Annotated in this window: 26 protein-coding genes; 15 read left to right on the top strand and 11 right to left on the bottom strand. The window is 62.5% G+C overall.

Annotated elements, in window-relative coordinates; genetic code table 11:
- Positions 1-62 precede the first annotated feature (62 nt).
- Together crtD and GC148_RS10995 are read right to left on the bottom strand one after the other, a co-directional pair.
- On the bottom strand, positions 63-1,553 hold the full coding sequence (crtD, locus tag GC148_RS11000; protein WP_291070799.1) for a 1-hydroxycarotenoid 3,4-desaturase CrtD: 1,491 nt from the start codon (positions 1,551-1,553) through the stop codon (positions 63-65).
- On the bottom strand, positions 1,550-2,299 hold the full coding sequence (locus GC148_RS10995) for a hypothetical protein (RefSeq protein ID WP_291070798.1): 750 nt from the start codon (positions 2,297-2,299) through the stop codon (positions 1,550-1,552). The genes crtD and GC148_RS10995 overlap by 4 nt, the downstream gene beginning before the upstream one ends.
- 43 nt (positions 2,300-2,342) lie before the next feature.
- Between GC148_RS10995 and GC148_RS10990 the strand changes: the two genes are divergently transcribed.
- Positions 2,343-3,710 carry a cytochrome P450 gene (locus GC148_RS10990; RefSeq protein ID WP_291070797.1) on the top strand — a complete coding sequence of 456 codons (1,368 nt, stop codon included), beginning with the start codon at positions 2,343-2,345 and terminating at the stop codon, positions 3,708-3,710.
- Here GC148_RS10990 and GC148_RS10985 read toward each other — a convergent pair.
- The gene (locus GC148_RS10985) at positions 3,685-4,884 is read right to left on the bottom strand and encodes an ATP-grasp domain-containing protein (protein ID WP_291070796.1); all 1,200 of its coding nucleotides are present in this window, start codon (positions 4,882-4,884) and stop codon (positions 3,685-3,687) included. The two genes, GC148_RS10990 and GC148_RS10985, sit on opposite strands and share 26 nt — an antisense overlap.
- A 165-nt stretch (positions 4,885-5,049) precedes the next feature.
- Here GC148_RS10985 and GC148_RS10980 point away from each other — a divergent pair, with 165 nt between their 5' ends.
- Positions 5,050-6,108, top strand: coding sequence for a phytoene/squalene synthase family protein (locus GC148_RS10980; protein ID WP_291070795.1), 1,059 nt, complete (start codon positions 5,050-5,052; stop codon positions 6,106-6,108).
- 9 nt (positions 6,109-6,117) lie between these two features.
- Positions 6,118-6,264, top strand: coding sequence for a hypothetical protein (locus tag GC148_RS10975; protein WP_291070794.1), 147 nt, complete (start codon positions 6,118-6,120; stop codon positions 6,262-6,264).
- Positions 6,265-6,267: 3 nt separating this feature from the next.
- Here GC148_RS10975 and GC148_RS10970 read toward each other — a convergent pair whose 3' ends face one another.
- Entirely contained in the window at positions 6,268-7,233 is a 966-nt protein-coding gene (locus GC148_RS10970) for a carotenoid 1,2-hydratase (RefSeq protein ID WP_291070793.1), read from the bottom strand.
- A gap of 83 nt (positions 7,234-7,316) precedes the next feature.
- Here GC148_RS10970 and GC148_RS10965 point away from each other — a divergent pair, with 83 nt between their 5' ends.
- The 11 genes from GC148_RS10965 (at position 7,317) to pufM (ending at position 17,146) form a co-directional block, all read left to right on the top strand.
- Complete coding sequence (locus GC148_RS10965; protein ID WP_291070792.1) at positions 7,317-8,189, top strand: polyprenyl synthetase family protein; 873 nt, start codon at positions 7,317-7,319, stop codon at positions 8,187-8,189.
- Between the two features lie 25 nt (positions 8,190-8,214).
- Positions 8,215-9,306 carry a methyltransferase gene (locus GC148_RS10960; RefSeq protein WP_291070791.1) on the top strand — a complete coding sequence of 364 codons (1,092 nt, stop codon included), beginning with the start codon at positions 8,215-8,217 and terminating at the stop codon, positions 9,304-9,306.
- A 73-nt stretch (positions 9,307-9,379) separates the two neighbouring features.
- Positions 9,380-10,405 carry a chlorophyll synthesis pathway protein BchC gene (bchC, locus tag GC148_RS10955; RefSeq protein ID WP_291070790.1) on the top strand — a complete coding sequence of 342 codons (1,026 nt, stop codon included), beginning with the start codon at positions 9,380-9,382 and terminating at the stop codon, positions 10,403-10,405.
- On the top strand, positions 10,398-11,414 hold the full coding sequence (locus GC148_RS10950) for a chlorophyllide a reductase iron protein subunit X (protein WP_291070789.1): 1,017 nt from the start codon (positions 10,398-10,400) through the stop codon (positions 11,412-11,414). The genes bchC and GC148_RS10950 overlap by 8 nt, the downstream gene beginning before the upstream one ends.
- 67 nt (positions 11,415-11,481) lie before the next feature.
- A complete protein-coding gene (bchY, locus tag GC148_RS10945; protein WP_366063693.1) occupies positions 11,482-13,002 on the top strand; it encodes a chlorophyllide a reductase subunit Y in 1,521 nt (506 codons plus the stop codon).
- Positions 12,996-14,450, top strand: coding sequence for a chlorophyllide a reductase subunit Z (gene bchZ, locus GC148_RS10940; RefSeq protein ID WP_291070787.1), 1,455 nt, complete (start codon positions 12,996-12,998; stop codon positions 14,448-14,450). The genes bchY and bchZ overlap by 7 nt, the downstream gene beginning before the upstream one ends.
- Positions 14,451-14,494: 44 nt before the next feature.
- Positions 14,495-14,716, top strand: coding sequence for a hypothetical protein (locus GC148_RS10935; protein ID WP_291070786.1), 222 nt, complete (start codon positions 14,495-14,497; stop codon positions 14,714-14,716).
- Positions 14,717-14,841: 125 nt separating this feature from the next.
- Positions 14,842-15,072, top strand: coding sequence for a light-harvesting antenna LH1, beta subunit (gene pufB / locus GC148_RS10930; protein WP_291070785.1), 231 nt, complete (start codon positions 14,842-14,844; stop codon positions 15,070-15,072).
- A 14-nt stretch (positions 15,073-15,086) separates the two neighbouring features.
- Positions 15,087-15,266 (top strand): light-harvesting antenna LH1, alpha subunit, encoded by a 180-nt coding sequence (gene pufA, locus GC148_RS10925; protein ID WP_291070784.1) that lies wholly within the window; start codon positions 15,087-15,089, stop codon positions 15,264-15,266.
- Positions 15,267-15,382: 116 nt separating this feature from the next.
- Positions 15,383-16,210, top strand: a complete 828-nt coding sequence (gene pufL / locus GC148_RS10920; RefSeq protein ID WP_291070783.1) for a photosynthetic reaction center subunit L — start codon at positions 15,383-15,385, stop codon at positions 16,208-16,210.
- 12 nt (positions 16,211-16,222) lie between these two features.
- Positions 16,223-17,146, top strand: coding sequence for a photosynthetic reaction center subunit M (gene pufM / locus GC148_RS10915; RefSeq protein WP_291070782.1), 924 nt, complete (start codon positions 16,223-16,225; stop codon positions 17,144-17,146).
- A gap of 120 nt (positions 17,147-17,266) precedes the next feature.
- On the opposite strand, the gene GC148_RS10910 is transcribed toward pufM, so the two are convergent.
- The 7 genes from GC148_RS10910 to GC148_RS10880 all read right to left on the bottom strand — a co-directional run bounded on the left by GC148_RS10910 (position 17,267) and on the right by GC148_RS10880 (position 24,027).
- Positions 17,267-17,539 (bottom strand): hypothetical protein, encoded by a 273-nt coding sequence (locus tag GC148_RS10910; RefSeq protein ID WP_291070781.1) that lies wholly within the window; start codon positions 17,537-17,539, stop codon positions 17,267-17,269.
- 25 nt (positions 17,540-17,564) lie between these two features.
- Positions 17,565-18,041, bottom strand: coding sequence for a TspO/MBR family protein (locus tag GC148_RS10905; protein ID WP_291070780.1), 477 nt, complete (start codon positions 18,039-18,041; stop codon positions 17,565-17,567).
- Positions 18,038-19,252: a geranylgeranyl diphosphate reductase gene (locus GC148_RS10900; RefSeq protein ID WP_291070779.1), complete on the bottom strand. Its 1,215-nt coding sequence runs from the start codon at positions 19,250-19,252 to the stop codon at positions 18,038-18,040. The genes GC148_RS10905 and GC148_RS10900 overlap by 4 nt, the downstream gene beginning before the upstream one ends.
- A complete protein-coding gene (locus GC148_RS10895; RefSeq protein WP_291070778.1) occupies positions 19,249-20,625 on the bottom strand; it encodes a BCD family MFS transporter in 1,377 nt (458 codons plus the stop codon). Before GC148_RS10895 ends, GC148_RS10900 begins: the two co-directional genes overlap by 4 nt.
- Positions 20,622-21,536 carry a chlorophyll synthase ChlG gene (gene chlG / locus GC148_RS10890; protein ID WP_291070777.1) on the bottom strand — a complete coding sequence of 305 codons (915 nt, stop codon included), beginning with the start codon at positions 21,534-21,536 and terminating at the stop codon, positions 20,622-20,624. Before chlG ends, GC148_RS10895 begins: the two co-directional genes overlap by 4 nt.
- A gap of 100 nt (positions 21,537-21,636) precedes the next feature.
- Entirely contained in the window at positions 21,637-23,061 is a 1,425-nt protein-coding gene (ppsR, locus tag GC148_RS10885; protein ID WP_291070776.1) for a transcriptional regulator PpsR, read from the bottom strand.
- Between the two features lie 51 nt (positions 23,062-23,112).
- Positions 23,113-24,027, bottom strand: coding sequence for a cobalamin B12-binding domain-containing protein (locus tag GC148_RS10880; RefSeq protein ID WP_291070775.1), 915 nt, complete (start codon positions 24,025-24,027; stop codon positions 23,113-23,115).
- A gap of 412 nt (positions 24,028-24,439) precedes the next feature.
- Here GC148_RS10880 and bchF point away from each other — a divergent pair, with 412 nt between their 5' ends.
- On the top strand, positions 24,440-24,946 hold the full coding sequence (bchF, locus tag GC148_RS10875) for a 2-vinyl bacteriochlorophyllide hydratase (protein WP_291070774.1): 507 nt from the start codon (positions 24,440-24,442) through the stop codon (positions 24,944-24,946).
- Positions 24,947-24,958 lie beyond the last annotated feature (12 nt).

Genomic DNA, 24,958 nt, shown 5'->3' with positions numbered 1-24,958 from the left:
CAATGTGTGCCGGTCTCGTTGCTGCGAGCGTTTGAGAACCGGGCTGCGAGTTCCGGATGTCGCTACCGGGCGTTCGGAAGGTCGGACAGGAGTCGCGCTGCAGCAAGGCGTCCGGAAAGCGTCGCCATCGGCACGCCGGGGCCAGGATGTACGGAGCCGCCAGCAAGGTAGAGGCCTTCGAGGCCTGCCCTTGAACCCGCACGCGCGAAACTTGCCATTGAGCTGTGGTTCGCCCGGCCATACAGCGCCCCTCCGGTCGCCGGAAACAGCGCGTGAAAGTCTTGCGGTGTTGTTATCACCGATTGGCCGAGCCCGCCGTCGAGCGTTAATCCGCAGGCGGACAGATGCGAGAGCACGCACTCTTCCATCGGTCCGTCATCTTCACGTGACGCGGCGGTGCGATCTCCGTCCGGGGGCGCATTAACAAGCATCAACAAACGTTCAGGCCCCTCAGGTTGCGCGTTGTCTCGCCGGTCCTGCGCGCAGACATAAACCGTCGGCCGATGGCTGATCGTCCGGCGTTTGAAGACGGCGTTGAATTCGTCTTCATAGTCCTCTCCGAACATCACGTTGTGATAGGACAGCGGCAGCCCGCGCGTTCGGGTTTTCACGCACCAGGTGACGGCTGAAAGGGATCGCTGGCTGCGGGGCGTCCTATCCACCGCCTGGCGTGGCCCATCCCCCAGCAGGCCGTCGCCCAGCGCCGCGGTGTCACCGTTGAACACGACCGCGTCAGCGGGCAATTCCTCACCGGTACGCAAGCGGACACCGCTTACGCGCCCGCCCCGAACTAGGATTTGCTCGGCGTCTGCCCCGAACCGGAATTTTGCGCCGCTGCTCTCCGCCAGGTGCCGCAAGGCGCGGGCGAGGGCCCGCATGCCGCCGTCGACCATCCAAACGCCTTCCTGCTCGACATGTGCGATCAGCATCAGCGTCGCAGGTGCCTTGAACGGGGAGGATCCCACATAGGTCGCGTACCGGCCGAACAGCTGGCGCAAACGCGGATCGGCAAAGCGCTGCTTCAGCATGGACCAATAGGTGTCGAAGGGGCGGGTCCGCAGCATTGAACGAAGGTCGCCGACCCGCAACACAAGGCCCGGCGCAGTCGGCTTCTGGGCCGCCATGAAACTGTCTTTCAGCGTGTCGTGAATGTCTCGGCACTCAGCGACGAACTGGAGATAGGCGCGGGCCTGCTGTGCGCCCGCGAAGGTGCCGATTGCTTCGGCCGAGGCGGCAATGTCGGCATGCAGGTCAAGCTGGCTGCCATCGCGCCAGGCATGCCGCGCCAGAATGGATGCAGGCGTCAGGTCGAGTGCTTCGCTGAATTTTCGTCCGCCGTTTTCGAACAGCGCCTCGAACACCCAGCGCATCGTGAACACCGTCGGTCCCGCATCGATGAGCACGCCGCCTGCCTCGATCTGTCTCATCTTCCCGCCTTCGCAAGCGGCACGTTCAACCACCGTCACATTAAGGCCGGCGTGGGCGAGGTCGCTCGCCGCCGCGAGTCCTCCGGCTCCGGCGCCGATGATGACAACGCGCTTCCCTTCTGTCACGCGGCGGCCTTCTTGCGGGCGTGCCGGAGCGGCGCTGTCACAGCATGCTGATGATAGAGGATGAGGGATAGCCCTGTCACCAGCGGGATGCTCCAGAGTGCGGGCGAAAGTGCAAGCTCTGGAATGAAGCGAACCGCACCAAAGGCAAAGAAGGCCGTGTAGACAGATATCCCCGTGCCAACGAGCGCCTTGATGTGTTCCGTGAGCCATTCGAATGGCCCAGGCTTCGGGCGCAACATGAACCAGAGGTTCGTGCCGACGGTCGCAAACCCGACGACGGAAATCCCGACCATCATCCATTGTTCGATGCGCACGCCTTGAATCGCGCAGTTCAATGCGGCGGCCGTAAGCGCGATCTGCAAGGCTAGATTGAGCGGCGAGCGATTGCGGGCGTGAAGGCTGCGGTTCGCAATGCAGGCGCGTCCGTACACGGCGAGATTAATCGTCAGCATTGCGAGAAACAGCATCATCCAGCCGAAGATCCCGCGAATGATCTCGGGATGACCCAGCAGCGCATGGGCGGCAAGTTTCGGATGCGTCGCGACCGGTTCGAGAATGGTCAGGGTTGCCATCGCCATCGCAAACGTCGCCGTCGCCAGCATCAGGCCGACGAAGATCTGACCTGACCTTCGATGAAGCGGCGAACCCTTCCGCGCAATCACGGGGAGCCAGAATCCGATCAGGCCTGGCGCGCCCGAGCTTATGTGCAAAATGATCAGGATTTCGAAGGCGTGATGGATCGACATGATGTGCTACGCTATGAAACAGCAAAAAGAGTTAGAGACAAAAATGGGGGAAACGCAACGACCGGCGAAGGATCCGCCGCGCCCACGGCCGCTTTGGCCGGTGGCGGCGCTGGCGCGAACGATCTGGCAGGGCGAAGGAAATCTGCTTGCCCTGTTGCCGGCATCCGCTTACCGGGTCTCAATTGGCGCGCTCGGCTACTCGCGCCGCTCGATCATCCTGTTCAACGATCCGGTTCTCGTCCGGGAAATTCTTGAGGACCGGGACGGCATCTTTCCGAAAAGCGATCTGATGGTCGGCGCGCTCGAGGCGCTGATCGGCGAATCGATTTTCGTCACGGATGGTGAGAAATGGCGCCGCCAGCGCGCGATGATCGATCCCGCGTTCAGCCATATGCGCCTGTCGCTCGCGTTTCGCGCCATGAGCGCGGCGGTAGACGATCAGGAAGCGCGCTTGGCGGCGCTTGCGGCCTCTGGTGAGCCGATGTCTCTCGACCTCGCGATGAGCCATCTGACGGCGGACATCATCTGCCGCACGGTGTTTTCGGTCTCGCTGCAGTCGGACGTCGCACGGGATGTCTTCGAGAATTTTCTCGTCTTCGAGCGCAACGTGGCTCAAGTGCGCATTTCGCGGCTGATTTCCGATCCCGCTTGGACGCGCGTGCCGCAGAAGTCCGGTGTGTTGGCCGCCTGCGCGCGGATCCGGTCGCATCTTGGTGCCCTTATCGACGGGCACGCGGGATCTGACGACATCGCCAACGCCGTGATGAGCGCCCGGGATTCGGACACGGGTGAGACGTTCACGCGTGACGAACTGATCGACCAGCTGGGCGTGTTCTTCCTTGCTGGGCACGAAACAACCGCCAGCGCACTAACCTGGGCCGTCTATATCCTCGCCAGCCGTCGGGACATTCTCGCGCGCTTGCGGGCTGAAGTCGAAGCGGTCGCCGGAGACAAACCCGTCAGCTTCGAACATACTCGGCGCATGCCGTATGCGCGCGCGGTCTTTCGCGAAACACTTCGCCTCTACCCGCCCATCACCTTCATGCCACGGGTTGCGATCAGAGCGGCACGGATCGGCAATCGGCAGCTGCGGCGTGGTGCACTGGTGATGATCGCGCCCTGGACCCTGCACCGGCACAAGTCCTACTGGCCCGATCCGGACCGGTTTGATCCGGACCGTTTCCTTCCGGAGGGCGAAAGTGCCCAAACGCCGGGCGCATTCATTCCATTCGGCGCTGGCCCACACACGTGCGTGGGCGCCGGTTTCGCGACGGTCGAGAGCATTCTGATTCTCGCGCGATTGGCGCAGCGCTTCGAGTTTGATGTGAGTGAGGCGGGCGTTGTGAGACCCGTGGCCCGGCTCACGACGCGTCCGGCACGTGAGATCAAGTGTCGTGTGCGGCTGCGGTAGGGATGACCTCAGACCCGGAAAGCGCGATCTGCGCATCTGCGCCGGGGTGCCAGACAATGTCGCGCGTCGCAGCCTCGCCAAGCGACACTTTCTCGAACATCGCCTGCCGGAGTACCGGCCAGGACATCAGGGTAAAAAGAAAGAACGGGCCGGGATCGTTCAACCGAAACAGCACGTCTTCGGATGTCAGCAACGCCTTCAAGCGACGCACGCATTCGCGCGGGCGAAACGCTGCGCCGTAGACTTCCAGCAACGCCGTATGCCCTTCCTGAAAGGCGCGGGTCTTTTTTAGCCCGATGCGCGCGGCTGCGCTGGGGTTCAATACACAGTCTGCCAAGCCGGTCGGGTCGACAAAATGCACACCGCTGGTCAGCCGGGGATTGCATTCGATTGCTGCGGGGACACCGTCCGCGTCCTCGATGAAGTCGAATGAGATGAAACCGGTATAGGCTTCGCGCGCCACAAAATGGCGAATCCATTCGTCGGCTGCCGGGCAGTTATCGACCCGCTCGAACGCAACCGACACCGTGCCGGAGTAGATGCGCCCTTGGTATAGAACGGTTGCGAGGATTTCGCCCTCCCGGGCGATGGTGAATGAGCTAATATGGCGGCCCGGCAACCGGGCTTGCACGAGCATGCCGGGTATCCGGTCCTCTGGCTGGAGCCAATCGCCGCGCCGGCGAAGGGCAACACCGATGCCGGAGCAACCGTGTGCGGGCTTCACAATGTAATCCATCGCCGCTGCCAGCGCGTTCGCGGCGGGCGTGTGCCCTTCATGGGTTTCCGGCACGGGAAGTTCGAGCGCAGCCGCCAGGCGGTTGAAGACCAGCTTGTCATGCAAGCGCTCCAGCTGCGCCTTGGGCGGCGCGAAGAGACGGGTCCGCGCGGGAAGCCGCCCCGCCAGTGCGGTGGCGTGCAAGGCTTCTTCTGACACCGGCACAACGATATCAACGTCTTCGTCGCGCACGATCGATTCCAGCGCCGCGAGATAGCCTGCGGAATCGGCATTTGGAGACGGCACGCGAAACGACCTGTCCACGGCCCGCGATGCTCGGCAGACATGGGCCCCGAACGGTTCGGCGACAATGACGCGGGCGCCCTCACCGTGAAGGGCTCGCGCCAGCTCCAGCGCCTTCGGCAAACGCCCGAGCGTCAGAAGAACCGTCTTGTGCATTTCAATGTCCGCCAATCATCGACCAAGCAGGGGTGACACCTTGAAGTGTAGTGATTAGTTTGCAGCAGTTCCGGCGGGTTGACCATATCACTTGGCGAGCGGCGATTGCCGGCTATGTTGATCTGGGACCGGGTGTTTCCGGAACCGGTGTAAGAGGTTTGCTCGGTGAATTCGGCCAATTCGGAATGCGGCAATCAACGAGACCAGCTTGCGTCTGATCTGGCAACGTGCGGCCAAATCATCCGGGATGGTTCGAAAAGTTTTCACGCGGCCTCGCTGTTGCTCCCACGCGAAGTGCGCGCGGCTGCCTACGCGCTGTATGCGTTTTGCCGCGTTTCGGACGATGCCGTCGATAACGGCTCGGATCCGGTTGCGGCGCTGCACGACATTCGGCGCCGTCTTCGCCGCGCAGCCAGTGGTCAACCTGATCCGACAAGCGTCGACCGGGCTTTCGCCTGGGTGCTGAAGGCGTACGGAATTCCCGTTTCGATTCCGGAAGCCTTGATCGAGGGCTTTGAATGGGATTCGGAGGGCCGCAGGTTCGAGACACTTGAGGATCTCAAATCCTATGCGGCGCGGGTTGCCGCGACCGTCGGTGTCATGATGACGCTGGTGATGGGCGTGCGCAGCCGCGAAGCGCTGTCGCGAGCTTGCGATCTCGGTCTGGCGATGCAGCTCACCAATATCGCACGCGATATCGGAGAGGACGCCCGGGCCGGTCGTTGCTACCTGCCCACAACCTGGTTGCGCGAGGCGGGTCTGTCTGCTGAAGATCTTGCAACGCTGAGTGAAGCGGATGACCGGGTTCGCCTTCTGACAGCGCGGATGCTGGACGCGGCGCAGCCGCTGTATGCCGCAGGAATCAATGGCATCGCCTTTCTGCCGGAAGGCTGTCGCCCGGCGATCCGCGCGGCGGCGGCAATCTATTCTGAAATCGGCGCTCAGATAGCGCGCGCCGGGCATGATACGATCGGGCAGCGCGCAGTTGTCTCGAAGCGGCGGAAGATAGCTCTGGCCGCAGGGTCTTTCATTCCCGCCCGTCCAACGCAGGCAGATCCCGCCGCGCCGCCGGCCAAGGCCTGCGCGTTTCTTATCGACGCAGTCGAGTCCGTTGCGCCGCCGCCGGCGCCCTTTCCTGAGCCGCCAAAGGCCGGCACGGCGCCGTGGGCGATCGATCTTTTTCTGAGGCTGGAGCAGCGCGCGCTCTATCCCGGCAATGGATGAGGCCCGGCCATGAACGGCATCTTCTTCCTCGAGCTGATCATTTTCAGCGGTTCGGCGCTGGCTTGGGGCGTATGGGAGCTGTTCAGCCTTAACCGCGATGTCCGCAAACGTGAGGCCGAAGAAGCGGCGCAGGCGGATAGAGAGTGCGGGATCTGAGCGCTACTTTTGAACGGGCCTGCGCGGCATCCTGAAAGGCAGCATCAATTTCACGAGCGGCGCCGCAAGACGGTCGCCGTCAAAGCTCTCATGCATGCCGGTCGCGCGCGCGCCGAGAATATCGCTTTCAATGATCGATCGACTGTAGAACGGCGTGTCTTCAAGCGTCCGCCCGAGACGCACGCCTCTCCCACTGCCTGAACGTGTCATCCTCTTGATCCTGAAAATACGGCTCGCAGGCAGGTGTGCCTTGGGCGGCGGTTCAAAACTGGAGCACGTACCGTCGGGCTCGAATTTCAGGCAGAGGCTGCGTTCGGCGCCATTGCGTTCCTGGGTGTTGTAGAGGATCGCCGTCCTGCCGTCTTCAGCGTGAACGCGCGACCAATCCCAATAACGAAATGTGTCTTCAAGCGGGGAGGGCCCGCGATTCGAGTCGAGATAGCCGTTACCGCGCCAACGCAGTCGCGGCTCGGTAAATTCCAGTTCGACCGCGGCCGAAGGCGCGATCGGTTGCCAGCTGTGGAGGCCCGCACTGTCGAGTTTGTAGACCTCGCTGTTCAGATTGTGCGGCGTCAGCCGGATCCGGCCGCGCACGGGCCATGGAACAGGCATGCCGTGTTCCGCGATATCGATCACGAGGGTGTCGCCATCCCATCTGAGTGAACTTGGCCCGATGGCCAGACTGTTTCCATCCGTTTGCAGATCGTGTCGGCCGCGTTCGGTCATCGTCCAGCGGCGGCGATCACGGCCGTAAAGCGCAAGATTGATGGCACAGTGATTGTAAGGATCGCGGCGCCCGGACCAGGCATAATACGGCGAAAAGACACTGCCGATGAAAGCGATCAGCGTGAATCCGTAGTCGCCGTCATGGCTCAAGCCATCCGCGTACCACCAGGTGTAACCACCCGGCGGTGTGGTCGGATCAAAGCAGGGCTGAGCCGGCACGGCCGCCGGTTTCGCATTTGCCATCCGCTCTCCCTCTTGAAAACAAGAAACGTCAATTCAGTTTGACAGTCAAGAATGACAACATAAGATGACACGCAGGAGGCCCCATGGACGCAGATGCCTTGATTGAAAGGGTTCTCGAACGGTCGGTATCGACCGGCGAAGGATCCGGTGCACCGCCTTTGCTTGGGCAGGCTATTCGCCATGCTGTTTTCCCGGGAGGGGCAAGAGTGCGTCCAAAGCTCTGCGCTGCGGTCGCGGCAGCCTGCGGGGAGGGACGGGGCTTCGAAGCGGCGCTCGGCGCCGGCGCTGCGCTGGAACTCATGCATTGCGCGTCATTGGTTCACGATGATCTTCCCGCCTTCGACGGGGCCGACATACGGCGGGGAAAACCGTCGGTGCATACGGCGTTTGGCGAACCCCTTGCTGTGCTGGCTGGCGACGCCCTGATCGTCATGGCGTTTGACACCTTGCTGCGGGAAAGCCGCGATTCACCCGATCTTCTAGCGCCGCTGATGGCAATCCTGATCGACGCGGTCGGTACGCCGCGCGGGATCGTCGCCGGGCAGGCCTGGGAGAGCGAGCGGACAATCGATCTCAGCGCGTATCACCAGGCAAAGACCGGCGCCTTGTTCGTGGCGGCGTCGATGTCAGGAGCTGCGGCGGCGGGGCTTGACCCGGCGCCTTGGCGGGCGCTCGGCGAACGGCTGGGCGAAGCTTACCAGGTGGCGGATGATCTGCGCGATGTGTTGCTTGACGAAGAAGAGCTTGGAAAGCCGGCGGGACAGGATGCGTCACACCTGCGCCCGAACGCGGTTCAGAATTTCGGCATTGCGGGCGCCATTGCACGGCTGAAGGGATTGATCGCCGACGCTTCGGACTCGATCCCGCAATGCGCCGGTGCGCCGGCCTTGCGTGAGATCGTGCACGGACAGGCAGCCCGGCTGATGCCCAAAAGCCTCTTGCGAAACGTCGCCTGACAGGCGGCGGGCGGAGGGTGGCGCCATGAGCCTTGCGGACCGTTTCACCGCCTGGCGCAACCGGCTGGTCTCCGATCCCAAGTTCCAGGCTTGGGCCGTTCGCAACCCGCTGACCCGAAGCCTCGCCCGCCGCAAGGCAAAGACGAGTTTCGATCTGGTCGCAGGATTTGTCTATTCGCAGGTCCTGTTGGCCGTCGTTGAACTACGGTTGCTGGAGATCGTTCGCACCGCACCGCTCGGTACGCTGAAAATCTCGGAACGATGCGGTCTGCCACATGAAGGCGCCTTGCGCCTGCTTCGCGCAGCGGCGGCGCTGGATCTCGTGCGGGAACAATCCGACGGCCTGTTTGCGCTGGGCGAAGCCGGTGCGGCGCTGTTGGGCAATCCGTCTGTCTTCGCGATGGTGCGCCATCACAAGGCTTTCTACCGGGACATTGCAGACCCGCTTGCGCTTCTGCGCACGCGCCGGACTGATACCGAGCTGTCGCGCTTCTGGGACTACAATGCCTCCGCGACAGAGCAAGACGCCGAGGCCTATTCCGCGCTGATGGCAGAGACGCAGGCGTTGATCGCGCGCGATGTTCTCGAAGCCTACAATTTCAGCCGGCACAGGTCCGTCATGGATGTCGGCGGTGGCCTCGGCGCATTCCTGTCAGCGGTGGGCGCGGCGCATCCGACGCTCGGCCTGACGCTCGTCGACCTGCCTCCGGTCGCGAAGCTGGCCGAAGCGAGCTTCGCGGGCGGCGCACTGCAGGATCGCATACAAATAGCGCCGCGCGACATGCTGCGCGAGCCGCTGCCCGAGGGCGCGGACCTTGTGACCCTTGTGCGCGTTGTGCACGATCATGATGACCGGGCTGTGAGGCTTCTACTGTCGTCAATCCGGCGCGCACTTGCGCCCGGCGGCCGGCTGCTGATTGCCGAACCCATGGCGGGCTTCAAGGGCGCCGAAGCGATGGCAGACGCCTATTTCGGACTTTACCTCTGGGCGATGGGCCGGGGCGCGCCGCGCCGTCCGGAGCAGCTGGAGGCACTGCTCAACGAAGCCGGATTCCGGGACGTCAGGATTTTGAGAACGGCGCAGCCGCTGCTCGTCAGCGCCATCCTTGCGTCCTGACGCTTGTCGCCGCCTGGACGTCCACGCGCGAAATTCGTAAATCTGCATTGACACTTAGCACTGTCTATCTAGTATGACACTCATGAGAACGGGCGTCATCGAGTCGCAGGGTTCACAACCCGGTTTGCCCGCGCGGGGACCACGCGCCAACGAGCATGCTGGACTCAAACTGCGGGCCAACGCCGTCGTGTTTGGCGGCAACCGTTCAGCCACTGTCAAAAGCCTCGCCCTGAACACGCCCGGATCGGCCGATGTCGTTGTCGAGACGCTTTGGTCCGGCGTCAGCACGGGCACCGAGCGCTTGATGTGGTCGGGCGATATGCCGGCCTTTCCTGGCATGGGGTATCCGCTGGTTCCCGGCTACGAAGCCGTCGGCCGGATTGTTCAGGCCACTTCCACGCCCGAGCGGGTCGGCGAGCTGGTCTTCGTGCCCGGTGCGCGCTGCTTCGAAGGCGCTCACGGGCTGTTCGGCGCTACGGCATCGCGCCTCGTCGTGCCCGCCGACAAGGCCCACACGATCCAAATGGCCGAGCCACGCAACGGCGTTCTGCTTGCGCTGGCGGCAACCGCTTACCACGCCGTCGCAAATGGCCGGCTTCCTGACCTGATCGTCGGATACGGCGTGCTGGGACGTCTGACCGCGCGGCTCGTCATCGCGCTCGGCGGAAATCCGGTTGTCTGGGAAATCAACGCGGCCCGCCGCGACGGCGCCGACGATCGGGTGATAGCACCGGGCGACGACGCACGCCGCGACTACACTTCGATCTGCGACATGAGCGGCGACGCCGACATTATCGACAAGATCCTGCCTCATGCGGCCCACGGCGCCGAGATTTGCCTGGCTGGCTTCTATGCCGCGCGACCGTCTTTCAGTTTTCCGCTCGCATTCCGCAAGGAAATGCGCGTCCGCGTCGCCGCCGAGTGGCGTCCTTCCGATCTCGAAGCGGTCGCGGCGCTCGTGAGCGAAGGCCGGCTGCCGCTTGAGGGGCTTGTGACGCATGTCACGCCGTTTGCGCGGGCAGCCGACGCCTATGAGACAGCGTTTTCCGATCCTTCCTGCCTGAAAATGATCATTGATTGGGGTTCATCCGATGTCTGACGACTTGCGCCTGACGCCTCGCCATGCGGGAACGGACTATACCGACGCACTTCGTGCAGAAGCCGCGAGCGAGCCCGATCCGGTCGCAACGGGCCCGGTCAAGAAAGATACGCAGATCATCGCGATCTACGGCAAGGGCGGCATCGGCAAGAGCTTCACGCTGGCCAATCTCAGCTGCATGATGGCGGAGCAGGGGAAGAAGGTTCTTCTGATCGGCTGCGATCCGAAATCCGACACGACCTCGCTGCTGTTTGGCGGCAAGGCTTGCCCGACCATCATTGAAACCTCTTCGAAGAAGAAGCTCGCCGGCGAGGAAGTCGCTATCGGCGATGTCTGCTTCAAGCGCTACGGCGTTTTCGCGATGGAGCTTGGCGGGCCGGAAGTTGGCCGAGGCTGCGGCGGACGCGGCATCATCCACGGGTTCGAACTTCTCGAGAAGCTGGGCTTCCATGAGTGGGATTTCGATTATGTGTTGCTCGACTTCCTGGGCGATGTGGTGTGCGGCGGTTTCGGCCTGCCGATCGCGCGCGACATGTGCCAGAAGGTCATCGTCGTGGGTTCGAATGACCTGCAATCCCTTTATGTCGCGAACAATGTGTGCTCGGCGGTCGAGTATTTCCGCAAGATGGGCGGGAATGTTGGCGTGGCCGGCATGGTCATCAACCGCGACGACGGCACCGGCGAGGCGGCCGCCTTTGCAGACGCCGTGGGAATCCCTGTGCTTGCGACGATTCCGGCCAATGACGACATCCGCCGCAAATCAGCGAACTATCAGATCGTTGGAACGGGAACATCGGAATGGGGACCGTTGTTTGCCGAGCTCGCGGCGAACATCCATGGCTCCATTCCGAACCGCCCGAACCCTCTGACCTCTGACGGTCTTCTGGGCCTGTTCTCATCGAAGGATACCGGCGGCGACATCGTGCTTGAGCCTGCCACGGTTGCGGACATGTGCGGCGTCGCCGAAGCCGAGAAGCGCTCCCTCGAAGTCGTGTACGAGGAAATCTGAGCGAATGGGAAGCCGGCGGACCCTTCTTGAGAATCGCGAGCGCCCGGCTTCGGCTGTCGTGGTTCCGATGGAGTCCCGCAAGGTTGCAAAGCCGGATCCAGCCGACGGCGCAGGCTGCCATGCTGGAAAAGATGAAATGCGCGCCGCCGCCGCGGCTGCGGGCAAGAGCGAAATCCTCGATCAGTATGCGAAGGATTACCCGCAAGGCCCGCATGACCAGCCTCAAAGCATGTGTCCAGCGTTCGGTTCGCTCCGTGTGGGTCTGCGCATGCGGCGCACCGCGACGATCCTTTCCGGCTCGGCCTGCTGCGTCTACGGGCTCACGTTCACGTCACATTTCTACGGCGCAAAGCGTTCGGTTGGCTATGTGCCCTTCAACTCCGAAACGCTGGTAACCGGCAAGCTGTTCGAGGACATCAAGGAAGCGGTCGAGAAAACGGCCGACCCCGAAAAATACGACACGATTGTCATAACGAATCTCTGTGTGCCGACCGCTTCGGGTGTTCCGCTGCGTCTGCTGCCGGACGAGATCAATGGCGTTCGCATCATCGGCATCGACGTGCCGGGCTTTGGCGTGCCGACACATGCGGAAGCCAAAGACGTCTTGGCCGGCGCGATGCTCGCCTATGCGCGCCAGGAAGTGCAGGCGGGTCCGGTGCGGCGCGCGGCGAGCGATACATCTCAGCTGCCCAAGGTCACGCTCCTCGGCGAAATGTTCCCGGCAGATCCGGTGGTGATCGGCCGGATGCTCGAACCCTTGGGACTCGCAACCGGCGCCGTTGTGCCGACCCGCGAATGGCGCGAACTCTACACCGCGCTGGACGGCGCCGTCATTGCCGCAATCCACCCCTTCTACACCGCCTCGGTGCGCGAGTTCGAAGCGGCCGGACGTCCGATTGTCGGGTCCGCTCCCGTTGGTCTGGACGGCACGGACGCCTGGCTGAAGGCCATCGGCGATGCTGCAAATGTTCCGGCTTCGAAAATTGATGCGGCGCGCAACATGTTTGGGCGAGCCATTGCGGGCGCACTTTCCGCCAAGCCGATCCGTGGGCGGATTACGCTGTCGGGCTATGAGGGCTCCGAGCTTCTGGTCGCACGTTTGCTCGTCGAAAGCGGCGCGGACCTTCGCTACGTTGGCACGGCGCTGCCGCAGACGCGTTGGTCGGACCCGGACCGCCAATGGCTGGAATCGAAAGGCGTCCAGGTCCAGTTCCGTGCCTCTCTGGAGCAGGATCTCGCCGCCATGCACGAATTCCAGCCCGACCTCGCGATCGGCACCACGCCGGTCGTGCAAGCGGCCAAAGAGCTGGCGATTCCGGGGCTTTACTTCACCAATCTGATTTCCGCACGGCCGTTGATGGGGCCTGCAGGTGCGGGATCGCTCGCAGACGTGATCAACGCAGCAATTGCCGGCAAAGACCGCTTCGACGTCATGAAGGGCTTCTTCGAAGGTGTTGGTTCGGGGGACACCGCTGGTGTCTGGGAAGGACAGCCCGCGATCAACACCGAGTTTCGCCAGCACCAGCGCCGCAAGCTCGCCGCCAAGGCGAAGCAGGCCGCAAACCTGGAGGCACCCACAGGATGTTGATCCAGGATCATGATCGGGCAGGGGGCTATTGGGGCGCCGTCTACGTCTTCACGGCGATCAAGGGTCTGCAAGTCGTCATCGACGGACCTGTCGGGTGCGAAAACCTGCCGGTGACGTCGGTCCTTCATTACACGGACGCTCTGCCGCCACATGAGCTGCCCATTGTGGTCACCGGTCTTGGTGAGGAGGAATTGGGCCAACACGGCACCGAGGCCGCAATGAAGCGGGCCCGCGCGGTGCTTGATCCTGAACTCCCCGCCGTCGTGGTTACCGGCTCGATTGCAGAAATGATCGGCGGCGGTGTCACGCCGGAAGGCTCGAACATCCAGCGTTTCCTCCCGCGCACGATTGACGAAGACCAATGGCAGACGGCGGACCGAGCGATGCTCTGGCTCTGGACCGAATATGGCCAGACCAAAGGCCGCAATCCGAAGCCAGCGAAGAAGATCGAAGGCGCCAAGCCCAAGGTCAACATCATCGGCCCGGCCTATGGCATGTTCAACGGCCCGTCGGATCTCGCCGAAATCCGCCGCCTGGTCGAAGGCATCGGCGCTGAGGTCAATTTGGCCTTTCCGCTCGGCAGCCATATCGCGGACGTCCGCAAGTTGATCGATGCAGACGTCAACATCTGCATGTACCGGGAATATGGCCGCAACCTGTGTGAAGCGCTGGGGCAGCCCTACCTGCAGGCGCCCATCGGACTGCATTCGACCACCAGGTTCCTGCGCGCGCTCGGCGAGCTGACCGGGCTGGACCCCGAGCCCTTTATCGAGGCTGAGAAGCACTCGACCCTGAAGCCCCTCTGGGATCTCTGGCGCTCGGTGACGCAGGACTTCTTCGCGACAGCCAGCTTCGGGATCGTCGCCAACGAGACGCACGCACGGGGACTTCGCAATTTCCTCGAGAGCGATCTCGGCATCCCGTGCAATTTTGCCGTCACGCGCGTGGCGGGCAAGAAGACGGACAATGATGCCGTGCGCGGCATGATCCACGACAATGCGCCATTTGTTGTCTTTGGCAGCTTCAACGAGCGGATGTATCTTCAGGAAGCGGGTGCGCGCTCCGTCTGGATCCCCGCCTCGTTTCCGGGCGCCATCATCCGCCGTCACACCGGTACGCCGTTCATGGGCTATTCGGGCGCGACCTATGTTGTCCAGGAATATTGCAATGCGCTGTTTGACGCCTTGTTCCATATCCTGCCGCTCGCCACCACGCTCGACAAGGCCGAGGCGACGCCCGCGCGCGCCGTGCAGATTGTCTGGGAAGACGAAGCGAACGCCGAACTCGAAACCTACATTTCGAAACATTCCGTCCTGACACGGATTTCCGCTGCCAAGCGTCTGCGTGATCACGCAGAGGCACGCGCGGGCCGGGAGGGAACAGGTCGCGTCACACTCGACACAGTCCGGCAGAGCCAGACCGAGTTGGAAGGATATAGAGCGGCCTGATTCCGAAAGGGAGAGGGGTAGCCGCAGAAATAAGGAGGAAGGCAATGGCACTTATCAAGATGAACGCAGCTCCCGACCCACGAGACAGCGACCGGCAGGCGATGGTTGCGTATGAATCGCTGATCTACCCTGTCTTCCTCATTGTTGCGATGCTGGGCCGGCTTCTGCCGCGCTCCGGTTCGAAGGCGCGGGCCCGCCCGTCGACCTTTGCCGAAGCGGCAGACCTGACCCAAAGCATCGTCCCATGGTTCTTCGTACACAGATGATCTCACTGAGAGCCTCAGTGTACGATGGACACAAGCTTTTGGCGAACCGGATAGCCGGGGCGTCAATTGGACCGCAGCAGGGCGCTGGTGCGGTCGCAGACCTAGGCCCGAACGGAGAAAAGTAAATGGCCGATAATGCAAATGAAAGGACTGGGTCGCTGACTGGATTGACAGCGTCCGAAGCACAGGAGTTCCACAAACTCTTTGTGATGAGCTTCATCATCTTCACGCTGATCGCAGTCGGCGCCCACTTCCTCGTGTGGTCCTGGCGGCCCTGGATTCCAGGTCCGAACGGTTACGCAATGATGGAAGACGGACTGAGACTTGCGAGTTCGCTCGTGAGCCTCAAGGCATAAAGGAGGACTGACATATGTGGAGACTTTGGCTTCTCTTCGATCCCCGGCGCGTTCTGGTGGCCCTGTCGGCCTTCCTCTTTGTGCTTGCACTGCTGATCCACTTCATCCTGCTCAGCTCACCCCGCTTCAACTGGCTCGGCACCTCGCCGGCCCCTGTTGCGGAGCTGACGGTGGATACGGTTCAGAGTGCCTGAACTATCGGTTGTGGCGCACGGACATGTTCCGTGCGCCGCTACCACACACAAGAAGGACATGGCGGCGCGCGGATACCGGCTGAACCGGACTTGCGCCAAAGCAAGGAGCCTCGGCGATGGCGCTACTCAATTTTGAAAGAAAATACCGGATTCGAGGTGGCACGCTGATCGGCGGCGACATGTTCGACTTCTGGGTTGGTCCGTTCTATGTCGGTTTCTTCGGCGTAACGGCAATCTTCTTCGCCTTCCTCGGTACTGCGCTCATCTTCCTGGGCGCCTCGATGGAGGGGACATGGAATCCCTGGCTGATCAGCATCGATCCGCCTCCGATCGAATACGGTCTCCAGCTCGCGCCCATGGCGGACGGGGGCATCTGGCAACTGGTCACGATCTGCGCCATCGGCGCCTTCGGTTCATGGGCATTGCGCGAAGTCGAGATCTCGCGAAAGCTTGGCATGGGTCTCCATGTCCCGATCGCGTTCAGCGTTGCCATCCTGGCTTACGTCACCCTGACTGTCATTCGCCCCTTCCTGATGGGCGCCTGGGGCTACGGCTTCCCATACGGAATCATGAGCCACCTCGATTGGGTGTCGAACACCGGCTATTCCTACGGCAACTTCCACTACAATCCGGCCCACATGGTCGCGATCACGTTCTTCTTCACGACGTGTCTCGCGCTCGCCATGCATGGCGGTCTTGTCCTGTCAGCGACCAATCCCGGACGCGGAAAGACGGTCAAGACGCCCGAGCATGAGAATGCGTTCTTCCGCGACTATATCGGCTACTCCGTTGGCACGCTCGGCATCCACCGGCTCGGCCTGTTCCTCGCCCTCTCGGCAGGAATCTGGAGTGCCATCTGCATCGTCATCTCGGGTCCGCTCTATGAGGGCTCCTGGATCGACTGGTGGAATGGCTGGAAGAATCTCGCGATCTGGCGCGTATAGGAGGGTCAGACCATGGCAGATTATCAGAATATCTTCACCCAGGTTCAGGTCCGCGGCCACACCGATTACGGCGTGGTCGAAGGGGCCGGCGACGAACCACGCTACAAGATCACGTCCTTCAGCCACCTGCTCGGCCGGATCGGAGATGCGCAACTCGGCCCCTTCTATCTCGGTTGGTCGGGCGTCATGTCCCTGATCTGCGGCTTCATCGCCATAGAGATCATCGGGCTCAACATGTGGGCCAGCGTCGGCTGGGATCCGATCAAGTTCGTCGGCCAGTTGCCCTGGCTGTCACTGGACCAACCGCTTGCAGAACACGGGCTCCGGCTTTTCATGCCGCTCAATGAAGGCGGTTGGTGGCTGATGGCCGGGTTCTTCCTGACCTCATCCATCATTCTCTGGTGGGTGCGCTCCTACCGGCGGGCGCTTCAGCTCGGGCTTGGCACGCATGTGTGCTGGGCCTTCGCGGCCGCGATCTGGCTCTATCTCGTTCTGGGATTCATCCGTCCCGTGATGATGGGCAGCTGGAACGAGGCGGTGCCCTTCGGCATCTTCTCGCATCTCGACTGGACCAACAATCTCTCGCTGGTCTACGGGAATTTCTTCTACAATCCGTTCCACATGCTCTCCATCGCCTTCCTCTACGGGTCGGCGCTCCTGTTCGCCATGCACGGCGCCACGATCCTTGCGGTCAGCCGTTATGGCGGTGAACGCGAGATCGAGCAGATCACGGACCGGGGTACAGCCTCTGAACGCGCCGCACTCTTCTGGCGCTGGACGATGGGCTTCAATGCCTCGATGGAATCCATCCACCGTTGGGCCTGGTGGTTCGCCATCCTGTGCCCGATTACCGGTGGCATCGGCGTGCTGCTGACGGGCACGGTGGTGGATAACTGGTTCCTTTGGGGAGCAGAGAACGGGTTCGCCAAGTTCTGAGGCGCCGCCGATGCCTGACCCGTGTCAGGCCGTCGCAACAAGACCTCTCGAGCTGGAGCCTCCCAGTTCTGTCTTGCCGGACCCGGTACTACCGGGTCCGACTTTTTTTATCCGGCAGGTTCAATGACGGCGCCGAATGATCTGCCAGGCACTCCACAGGCAGGCCAGATGTGTCAGCAAGCTGACGAACAGGATGGCGCCAATCATGGCATCGGACACGCCGGACAAGGCGCTGCGCGTTGCGGTCATCAACAACGCGCCCGACAGCAGGAACCAGAACACGGGCCACACCCACGCGCGATGCCTGTTGCGCGCCAGCAGGAAGGCGAGCAGCAGGAACTCTGCCGCGACGCCGATCAACACAACATCGAACATCCAGGGTTTCAGTTCCATGCGGGTCCTCGCCGGGGCAGGAGAGTCAGCCGAACGGACCGTTCAGCACAACGACTTTGTAATTGAGGTACGCCGCGAAAGACACCCAGATGAGATAGGGCACCATCAGAAAGCTGGCGCGACGGGAAAAACCAGCGAGGAATGCGACGATCACGGCGACGGACAGCCAGAGCGTCGCCACCTCGGCCAGCGCCCAGTCCGGCCGGCGCAGCGTGAAGAAGACACCGCTCCAGGCGATATTCAGAACCGCGTTGATGAAAAACAGGCTGATCAGCAAGGCCCGGTCTGCGTTGCTGCGCGTTTCGCGCCAACCTATAGTCGCGGCCATCACCGCTAGGGCGTAGATCACCGTCCAGGCCGGCGCAAACAGCCAGTCGGGTGGATTGAGTGATGACTTCTCAAGTCCACGGTACCAGCCATCAATTCGGGTCATGGCGCCGCCGGCGATGGCCGTCGCCAGCGCCGTCAGTCCCGCGATCAGCAGCGGCCGTCGTCCGCTCACGTGCGTTCAGGCCGCGCCGGGGCAAGTCCGAGCAAGTGCGCGGTGTCCTTCAGGAAAATCTTGAGATGGGCCATGTGATCCGGTTTTCCGAGCCGCTTGTTAAGATAGGCGTCCCAGGTCAGGCGCTGCACGTCCTTGTCATTGCACATGGCAACAAATCCTTCGCGCCGCTTGTCCGAGCGGTACCAGAAATGCTGCATGATCCCGAGGATCATGAACACTTGCCCGTGCGCCTTCATGTAGCGCTTGCGCGCACCGGCCAGCGCCCGGACATTTCCGGTCTCGAGTAGTTCGCTGATGGCCATTGCGGCCTCGCGTCCGCCCAGCATGGCGTAGTAGATGCCTTCACCGGATGCCGGCGCCACCACGCCTGCTGCGTCACCTGCAAGGATCACGTCGCGGCCATTGTCCCAGCGCTTGAGCGGTTTCAACGGGATCGGTGCGCCTTCCTTGCGTACCAGTTCGGCGCCGTCGAGACCGATATCCTTGCGCAGGGTCCGGATCGCATCGCGGAGCGAAAAGCCTTTGTTCGCACTGCCGACGCCCACGCTCGTGGTCTCGCCGTGCGGGAAGACCCAGGCATAGAAATCGGGTGACAGGCGGCCCTGATAGTAGATGTCGCAGCGCGCCGGATCGAACCCGTCGGTCGGCGCGGGCGAACGGATGATCTCGTGATAAGCAAACACGCATTTGGTTTCGCCGCCGCCCGGAATCGCTTCGGCGGCAACGCGCGATTTCGCACCATCCGCGCCGATGACGGTGCGTGTACGGATCTTGAGTGTGCCTGCATCCTCATCCTTGGCCTGGTAGACGACCGTCGCAGTGCCATCGCTGCCGCGTTCGATCGTCATGAAGCTTCCGGCACGCCGGTCGCAGCCTGCCTTGGCCGCGCGTACCCGCAGCCATTCGTCAAAATGCTCGCGGTCCACCATGCCAACTGCCCCACCTTCGACCGGCATGTCCACCGTGCGTCCGGAGGGCGCCACCATTCGCGCCGCCCGGGCGCGGGCCACCAGCAGGCTCTCCGGAATCTCGAAGTCCTGGATCAGCCGCGGGGGAATCGCACCGCCGCAGGGCTTGATCCGCCCGGCCTTGTCCAGCAGGAGGACGCGCCGTCCGGATCGCGCGAGATCATGGGCTGCGGTTGCACCCGCAGGCCCGCCGCCCACGACGACGCAGTCGTAGAGTTCGTCTGTATCGGGATGGCTCATGATGTTTCTCCGGTTCGAACGGCCAGGAATTCGCCGCTGGGAAGGGCAGGCAGGCGCAGGGTGTCGGCGTCGGTGCGGCCGACGCGCACGGCGAGCGCCGCCGCAATCAGGAAGGTCAGTCCTTCCGCGGCAAATACCAATGCGAAGGCCGGGGCAGGCGTGTCGAAGACGAGGCGCGCCAAGTCGACGGCGGCCGCCCCGAGAAAGCCTCCAAGACCGAAGGCGATGGCTTGTGCGGCGCCCCACAATCCCATCCGCGTCCCTTCGCGGTTTTTGGGCCCGGCGCTGGCCAGTGTCATCATAGAGCCGATGGCCGCAACCGCGAAGGCGCCATTGGCGGTGCCGAGGGCAACGACATTCGCCACCAGTGGCCAGCGTGCGCCAAAGGCATCGGTTCCCAGAGCGAGCGCGATCAGCGCGGCGGCCGATGCCACACAGCCGCCGACCGTCCAGGCCCGCATGAAACCGGCGCGGGATCTGCCGAACGCCGTGCCCACAATGGCGGTCAGGATCATGCCCGCCAGCGTGCCCATGTTCTGAAGCCCTGCAAGCTGGGTCGAGGCGCCGGCGTCATAGCCGTGCACGAGTCCCGCGAAGGGTTCCAACACAAGGTCCTGCGCGCTGTAGGCCAGCATCGAGACAAAAACGAAGACCGTGAAACGGCGCGCCTGCGGGTCGGCCCAGGTCTCGCGAAGTGCGTCACGGAATGCCGGATTCCGGCCCGGAGAGTCCACAAGTCCGTCCCGACGTGTGGGCGGTTTGTGGACGGGGTCGAGCCCCCAGAGGGCAAGCGCCGTGACACTGATTGCAATCGCCGAAACGCTCGCCGTAACAAGGATAAGGCGCTCGAAACTGAAGGGCTTCAGGAAGCCGCCGCCAATACCCGCCGTCAGCACAAAACCCACGATCATCATGATCCAGACAATCGCGGCTGCAGCAGCCTTGCGGGAGGGCGCCGTGCGGATCGCAAGCAGGGCCAGCAGGTTCGTGCCTGCGGCGCCGACGCCGATTCCGATCAGGCTGTAGGCGACGACGGATAAGAGGAGCCCGCCCCAGAATGTCGATGTCAGCAAGGATGCCGCGAAGGCGGCTGAGATTGCGCCGGCTGCCAGTACGCAGATCCCGCCGAGAATCCAGGGCGCGCGCCGTCCGCCGGCATCTGCGCCGTAGCCCCAGCGGGGACGGGACATCTGGACCGCATAGTGCCAGCCGACAAGGAAACCCGGGATCGCCGCAGCGAGCCCAAGCTCCACCGCCATCACGCGGTTCAGTGTCGAGGTCATCAGGATCACGATCGCGCCGAGAGAGGTCTGCACGAGGCCCAGCCGGATGATTCCGATCCAGCCCAGGGCAGGGGAGGCGCCGGCGTTCATCCTGCGGCGGCCGACCAGGGCGCCACCGCGAAGGCGCTCACCAGCATGCCCAGCACGAACAAGGTCACGCCGGTCGCGCTGTACCAGATGGCCTTGCCGCGCGGATCGCTCAGCAGGTCGATCATCAGCAGGATCTGGGCGCAAAGCAGGCCGATAATCATCACGGCGTGCCAGGGCCGGCCGATCCCGGCGAGCATGAAGATCACTGCAATCTGGGCCGCCCCCATGACGACACAGGCGAGCACCGCGGCCCGGTCCGGGCCCAGCTGGGCCGGCAGCGAGCGCACGCCCATCCGGCGGTCACCCTCGATCGACTTGAAATCGTTGAGTGTCATGATCCCGTGTGCGCCTACCGAATAGGCGAGCGCCAGGAACAGCACATACGGATGCGGCAGCGTCCCGAGCAGCACCGCGGCGCCGGTGAACCATGAGATACCTTCATAGGAAATTCCCACCGCCGCATTGCCCCACCAGCCATTCAGTTTGAGGCGCAGGGGCGGGGCGCTGTAGGCCCAGGCGAGAAACACTGCGACGCAGGTGGCGGCAAAGGCCCAGATGCCCAGCGCCAGGCCGAGCAGCAGCGACAGGCTCGACCAGATGATCGCAAGATAAAGCCCCCATCGACCCGGAATCCGTCCCGAAGGGATCGGGCGATCCGGCTCGTTGATGGCGTCGACATGCCGGTCGTACCAGTCGTTCACGGCCTGGCTGGACGCGCACACCATCGGTCCGGCCAGCAGCATGCCGCCGAGGATGAAGTGCAGGTTTCCGAAGAAGGGCTGGCCGCTCGACACGGCGCCACACATGAAGGCCCACATGGCCGCAAACCACGTGACCGGCTTGAAAAGTTCCAATACAGCTGCCGGCCTCGGCAGCTGTCGGGACGGCACGGTGATCGGCGTCTGCAGCATCAGCTTACGCTAATGTTGACAGCTCATAGTGTCAATCTGGATTGACGCGATCGAGATTGCCTCGAGAATCCGTCCGTATACAGATCCTGACGATCGGGAATCAGGCTTTGTCGTCGATTCCGAAGCGTTTCAGTTTCGAATACAGCCCTTGCCGGCTGAGCCCCAGAATCTCGGCGGCCGAGGCGCGATTGTCATCGGTCAGCTTGAGGGCCGCCTCGATACACAGACGCTCGATCAGCGTGGTCGAGTCGCGCACAATATCCTTCAGCGGCATACGTCCGACCAGATTGGTCAGGTGCTCCACCGATCTGGGCAGTTCTTCGCCGGGCGCAGGCTCGGTCTGGAACCGGCGCGTCACGACACGGACCGAAAAAGCGTAGTAGGTCGGCTTCGAATCGCCGGTCGACACCGCTGCGACTTCGACCTGTTCTTCGGTATTGAACCGGTCGCGCAGCACCGTCGCAAAGTTGCGCGCTGTGCCATTGGCTTTCAGCGTGGAGACAAGGACGTTCAGATCGGTTGTCGAGCGCCCGAGATATTGCGACAGCCGCGCGCCGGATGCCTGCTCTTCGTCGCTGAGGTTGACCATTTCGAGGAAGGCCCGGTTTGCCGCGAGAATGCGAAGCTCATCATCGGTCACAATGAAAGCATCCGGCAATTGCTCCAGCGCACGCAATAGCTGGTCGCGGCTGTTTTCGCTCTTGGTGCGGCTTTTCGAGCCATCAACGATTTTCACGACCAGGCGCGCATCGGCGCCATTCCCGAAAACCGACGCGGTCAGGTTCACGCTCTTTCCGGTGGCGAGCTCGGTCTTGTCGGCCGTGGCCGCGCCACTGGCGATCGCCTTGGCGACCATCCGTTCGACGGCGCGCGTACCGCGCGCCGAGAAGAGCTCCGCAAAATCTGTCCTTGCGAGCCGTTCCGGTTCCACGCCAAGAACAAGTCCCGCAGCCCGGTTGGCCGCTTCGACGATCAGTTCGTCCGATGTGACAATCAGGATGGGTTCGCTGACCGCTTCGAACACCATCTTGTAGCGCGACTCGGCCTTGCGAAGGCGTGCATAGTCCCGCTCGATATCCTGCTGGGCACGGACCAGGCGCTGCTGGAGTTCGGCGACTTCGCGCAGGTCGCGGCCGAGCGCGATCACCGGCCCGGACGCCTGGGTCCGAATGGTCCGGTAAGACACCAGGATGTCACGCACGCCGCCGGAAGGGTGATTTAACTGACGGGGACGAACCGAGGCGGCAGAATCAGTGCTCTTCAGCATCGCCTCGACTTTCAGCCGGCTATCGACCGAAACCGTGTCGATCCAGGGTCGGCCGATCCAGCCTTCCGCGAACCCGGACTTGCGCAGGTCTTCAGATGCGACGGCCACATCCTTGACGAGACCGTTCTCGATAATGACTGCAATATCCGATGATTGTTCAATCAGTCGCGCGACCGTTTGAGCATCGAGCCCCGTCAAATGGCTTTCAACGTCGCTGAACGAGAATTTCGACGGCGACGAGTGCGAAGAAGCATTCATTATCGGTCCAAATAAGACTGCGAGTTGACCCCTGAGCCCCTAGCAGCCCGACTATGACATTGCCAACATATTCCTTGCAAGGTCAGGCGCATCCAGCCCCTTTCCTGCCATTCCATCTGCGCCCAATTGGTGCGCCAGGTGCGGATTCTGTTCAAATATGAAGCCGCCCACGAGGATCTTTACGGCCCGGTTTCGCGAGGCTTTCCGCATTGCCTGCACCAGGTCCGCCAATCCGGACACTACGCCATCGTGTGAGGCGGAGATCCCTGCGATGTCAAATTGCCGCGCTGCCAGCAAACGGGTCAAATTGCCGGCGTCCCCCGAAGTGTCGGTGGTCACTGACCAGCCCTTCTGCCGGAAGAATTCACCGGCCATCAGTACACCGAAGACGTGCTGTTCACCGGGGGCGCTTGCAATCAGGATGCTCGGGGCTTCAGGGTCTTCCGACAGGAAGGGTGCCCCCGCCTGTTCGGAGAAACGGTGCAGCGCTTCGTGAAGCCGGCACAGCCCGACCGTTACATCCACGAAACTCACACGGTCATCGCTCCAGAGGTCGCCAAGTTCCCGCGCCGCCCAGGCGAAAAGTTCCATGAGGATTGTGCTTGCATCGCGCCCGTTGGCGAGATGTGCGTTGGCAACCGCGCTGACCAGGCTTGCATCGTCGGTCAGCAGCGCATCCATGAATGTGCTGCGATCGCGCGCGGAAAAGGCGGACTGTGGTGCCTGGGATTCCGAACGCACCAGCATCGGGTAGGCGTTGGGAAGATGACTGGCGATCATCAACCGGGGAATGATCTCCGACTCGAGCGCTTCAAAAAGTTCAGGCTCGTCTGCCAGCGAGCGGCGCGGTTGAAGTTCCGAGCCGATCTGGCGCCAGAGGCCGACCAAAAATGGCACGGGCCGCTTCGGCGCATCCGGTCCGTCGAATTGATGATCCCAATGATCGGGCTTTTGATTGAGCGCCATCCCGTCCTCCCAAGCGGCTACAGTTACGCAACCGCCCTCACTGCGTTACGCTTTGCGTCGCTTTTTTCTTACTCACCATTTTCGGCGCATACTTCTGGCGCCGGTCTGTCGTTGGTGACCCACTCGTCCGGTTGAACAAGCGATCACGGGCAGTATGCGTGGGAGCGCATCAGGCCGAAATTCCGAGGGTGCAACGTCAACGCGGGCAAGAAATCTTGAACGGCCAACTCCCTCTTCTAGAGCTTCGGTATCATGGGTTTTGTGCCGAATCCATCTGAATCGGCGTTTTTTTGGCAGAAAACGGCCCAAAAAATCGAAAAAGTGTCTATTTCGATAGTCGTCAACACAGATTGACATACCGGCCTTCAGCGTTATCGTCAGGTCAGACAGAGACGTGGGAGTGTCACAGCTGGTGTCCGTATTTGAACAACCCATCAGTGCAAGGAGGAAAGCGCCGCTGTACACCGCAGAGCAGCGCGCGCGCCGTGACGCTTCGCCCTGGACCCTGGTTCAAGCAGTTTTGGCGCCGCTCCAGTTCCTCGTCTTCTTCGTCAGCGTGATCCTGGTCGTGCGCTATCTGCTGGCGGGCGACGGTCTGGCGCTCGCAACAGCGTCCATCGTCCTGAAAACACTCATACTTTACACGATCATGGTAACCGGCGCGATCTGGGAGAAGGTCGTCTTCGGCAAGTATCTCTTCGCGGACGCGTTCTTCTGGGAAGACGCTTTCTCGATGATCGTGATTGCTCTGCACACGTTCTATCTCGTCCTGCTCCTCGGCGGCATCGGTTCACCTGAACTCCAGCTGACCGTTGCGCTGGCGGGCTATGCGGCCTACGTCATCAATGCAGCGCAGTTCATCTGGAAGCTGCGTCTCGCCCGGCTCGAGCCGGCGGCTTCAATGGAGGTCGCCATTTGACCCGGCTCATTC

The organism is Hyphomonas sp., assembly GCF_016125515.1.
Classification (GTDB): Bacteria; Pseudomonadota; Alphaproteobacteria; order Caulobacterales; family Hyphomonadaceae; genus Hyphomonas.
Note: the sequence above shows the minus strand (reverse complement) of the source record. Positions and strands in the feature narration are given on the sequence as shown.

Bases quoted from the DNA above. Each gene is read 5' to 3' on its own strand.
- GC148_RS10910 (WP_291070781.1), bottom strand. From the start codon at position 17,539: ATGGAACTGAAACCCTGGATGTTCGATGTTGTGTTGATCGGCGTCGCG.
- pufL (WP_291070783.1), top strand. From the start codon at position 15,383: ATGGCGCTACTCAATTTTGAAAGAAAATACCGGATTCGAGGTGGCACG.
- pufB (WP_291070785.1), top strand. From the start codon at position 14,842: ATGGCCGATAATGCAAATGAAAGGACTGGGTCGCTGACTGGATTGACA.
- bchY (WP_366063693.1), top strand. From the start codon at position 11,482: ATGGAGTCCCGCAAGGTTGCAAAGCCGGATCCAGCCGACGGCGCAGGC.
- bchZ (WP_291070787.1), top strand. From the start codon at position 12,996: ATGTTGATCCAGGATCATGATCGGGCAGGGGGCTATTGGGGCGCCGTC.
- GC148_RS10935 (WP_291070786.1), top strand. From the start codon at position 14,495: ATGGCACTTATCAAGATGAACGCAGCTCCCGACCCACGAGACAGCGAC.
- GC148_RS10960 (WP_291070791.1), top strand. From the start codon at position 8,215: ATGAGCCTTGCGGACCGTTTCACCGCCTGGCGCAACCGGCTGGTCTCC.
- GC148_RS10900 (WP_291070779.1), bottom strand. From the start codon at position 19,252: ATGAGCCATCCCGATACAGACGAACTCTACGACTGCGTCGTCGTGGGC.
- ppsR (WP_291070776.1), bottom strand. From the start codon at position 23,061: ATGAATGCTTCTTCGCACTCGTCGCCGTCGAAATTCTCGTTCAGCGAC.
- GC148_RS10970 (WP_291070793.1), bottom strand. From the start codon at position 7,233: ATGGCAAATGCGAAACCGGCGGCCGTGCCGGCTCAGCCCTGCTTTGAT.
- GC148_RS10950 (WP_291070789.1), top strand. From the start codon at position 10,398: ATGTCTGACGACTTGCGCCTGACGCCTCGCCATGCGGGAACGGACTAT.
- bchC (WP_291070790.1), top strand. From the start codon at position 9,380: ATGACACTCATGAGAACGGGCGTCATCGAGTCGCAGGGTTCACAACCC.
- pufA (WP_291070784.1), top strand. From the start codon at position 15,087: ATGTGGAGACTTTGGCTTCTCTTCGATCCCCGGCGCGTTCTGGTGGCC.
- GC148_RS10880 (WP_291070775.1), bottom strand. From the start codon at position 24,027: ATGGCGCTCAATCAAAAGCCCGATCATTGGGATCATCAATTCGACGGA.
- chlG (WP_291070777.1), bottom strand. From the start codon at position 21,536: ATGCTGCAGACGCCGATCACCGTGCCGTCCCGACAGCTGCCGAGGCCG.
- GC148_RS10990 (WP_291070797.1), top strand. From the start codon at position 2,343: ATGGGGGAAACGCAACGACCGGCGAAGGATCCGCCGCGCCCACGGCCG.
- GC148_RS10995 (WP_291070798.1), bottom strand. From the start codon at position 2,299: ATGTCGATCCATCACGCCTTCGAAATCCTGATCATTTTGCACATAAGC.
- pufM (WP_291070782.1), top strand. From the start codon at position 16,223: ATGGCAGATTATCAGAATATCTTCACCCAGGTTCAGGTCCGCGGCCAC.
- GC148_RS10985 (WP_291070796.1), bottom strand. From the start codon at position 4,884: ATGCACAAGACGGTTCTTCTGACGCTCGGGCGTTTGCCGAAGGCGCTG.
- GC148_RS10965 (WP_291070792.1), top strand. From the start codon at position 7,317: ATGGACGCAGATGCCTTGATTGAAAGGGTTCTCGAACGGTCGGTATCG.
- GC148_RS10895 (WP_291070778.1), bottom strand. From the start codon at position 20,625: ATGAACGCCGGCGCCTCCCCTGCCCTGGGCTGGATCGGAATCATCCGG.
- GC148_RS10975 (WP_291070794.1), top strand. From the start codon at position 6,118: ATGAACGGCATCTTCTTCCTCGAGCTGATCATTTTCAGCGGTTCGGCG.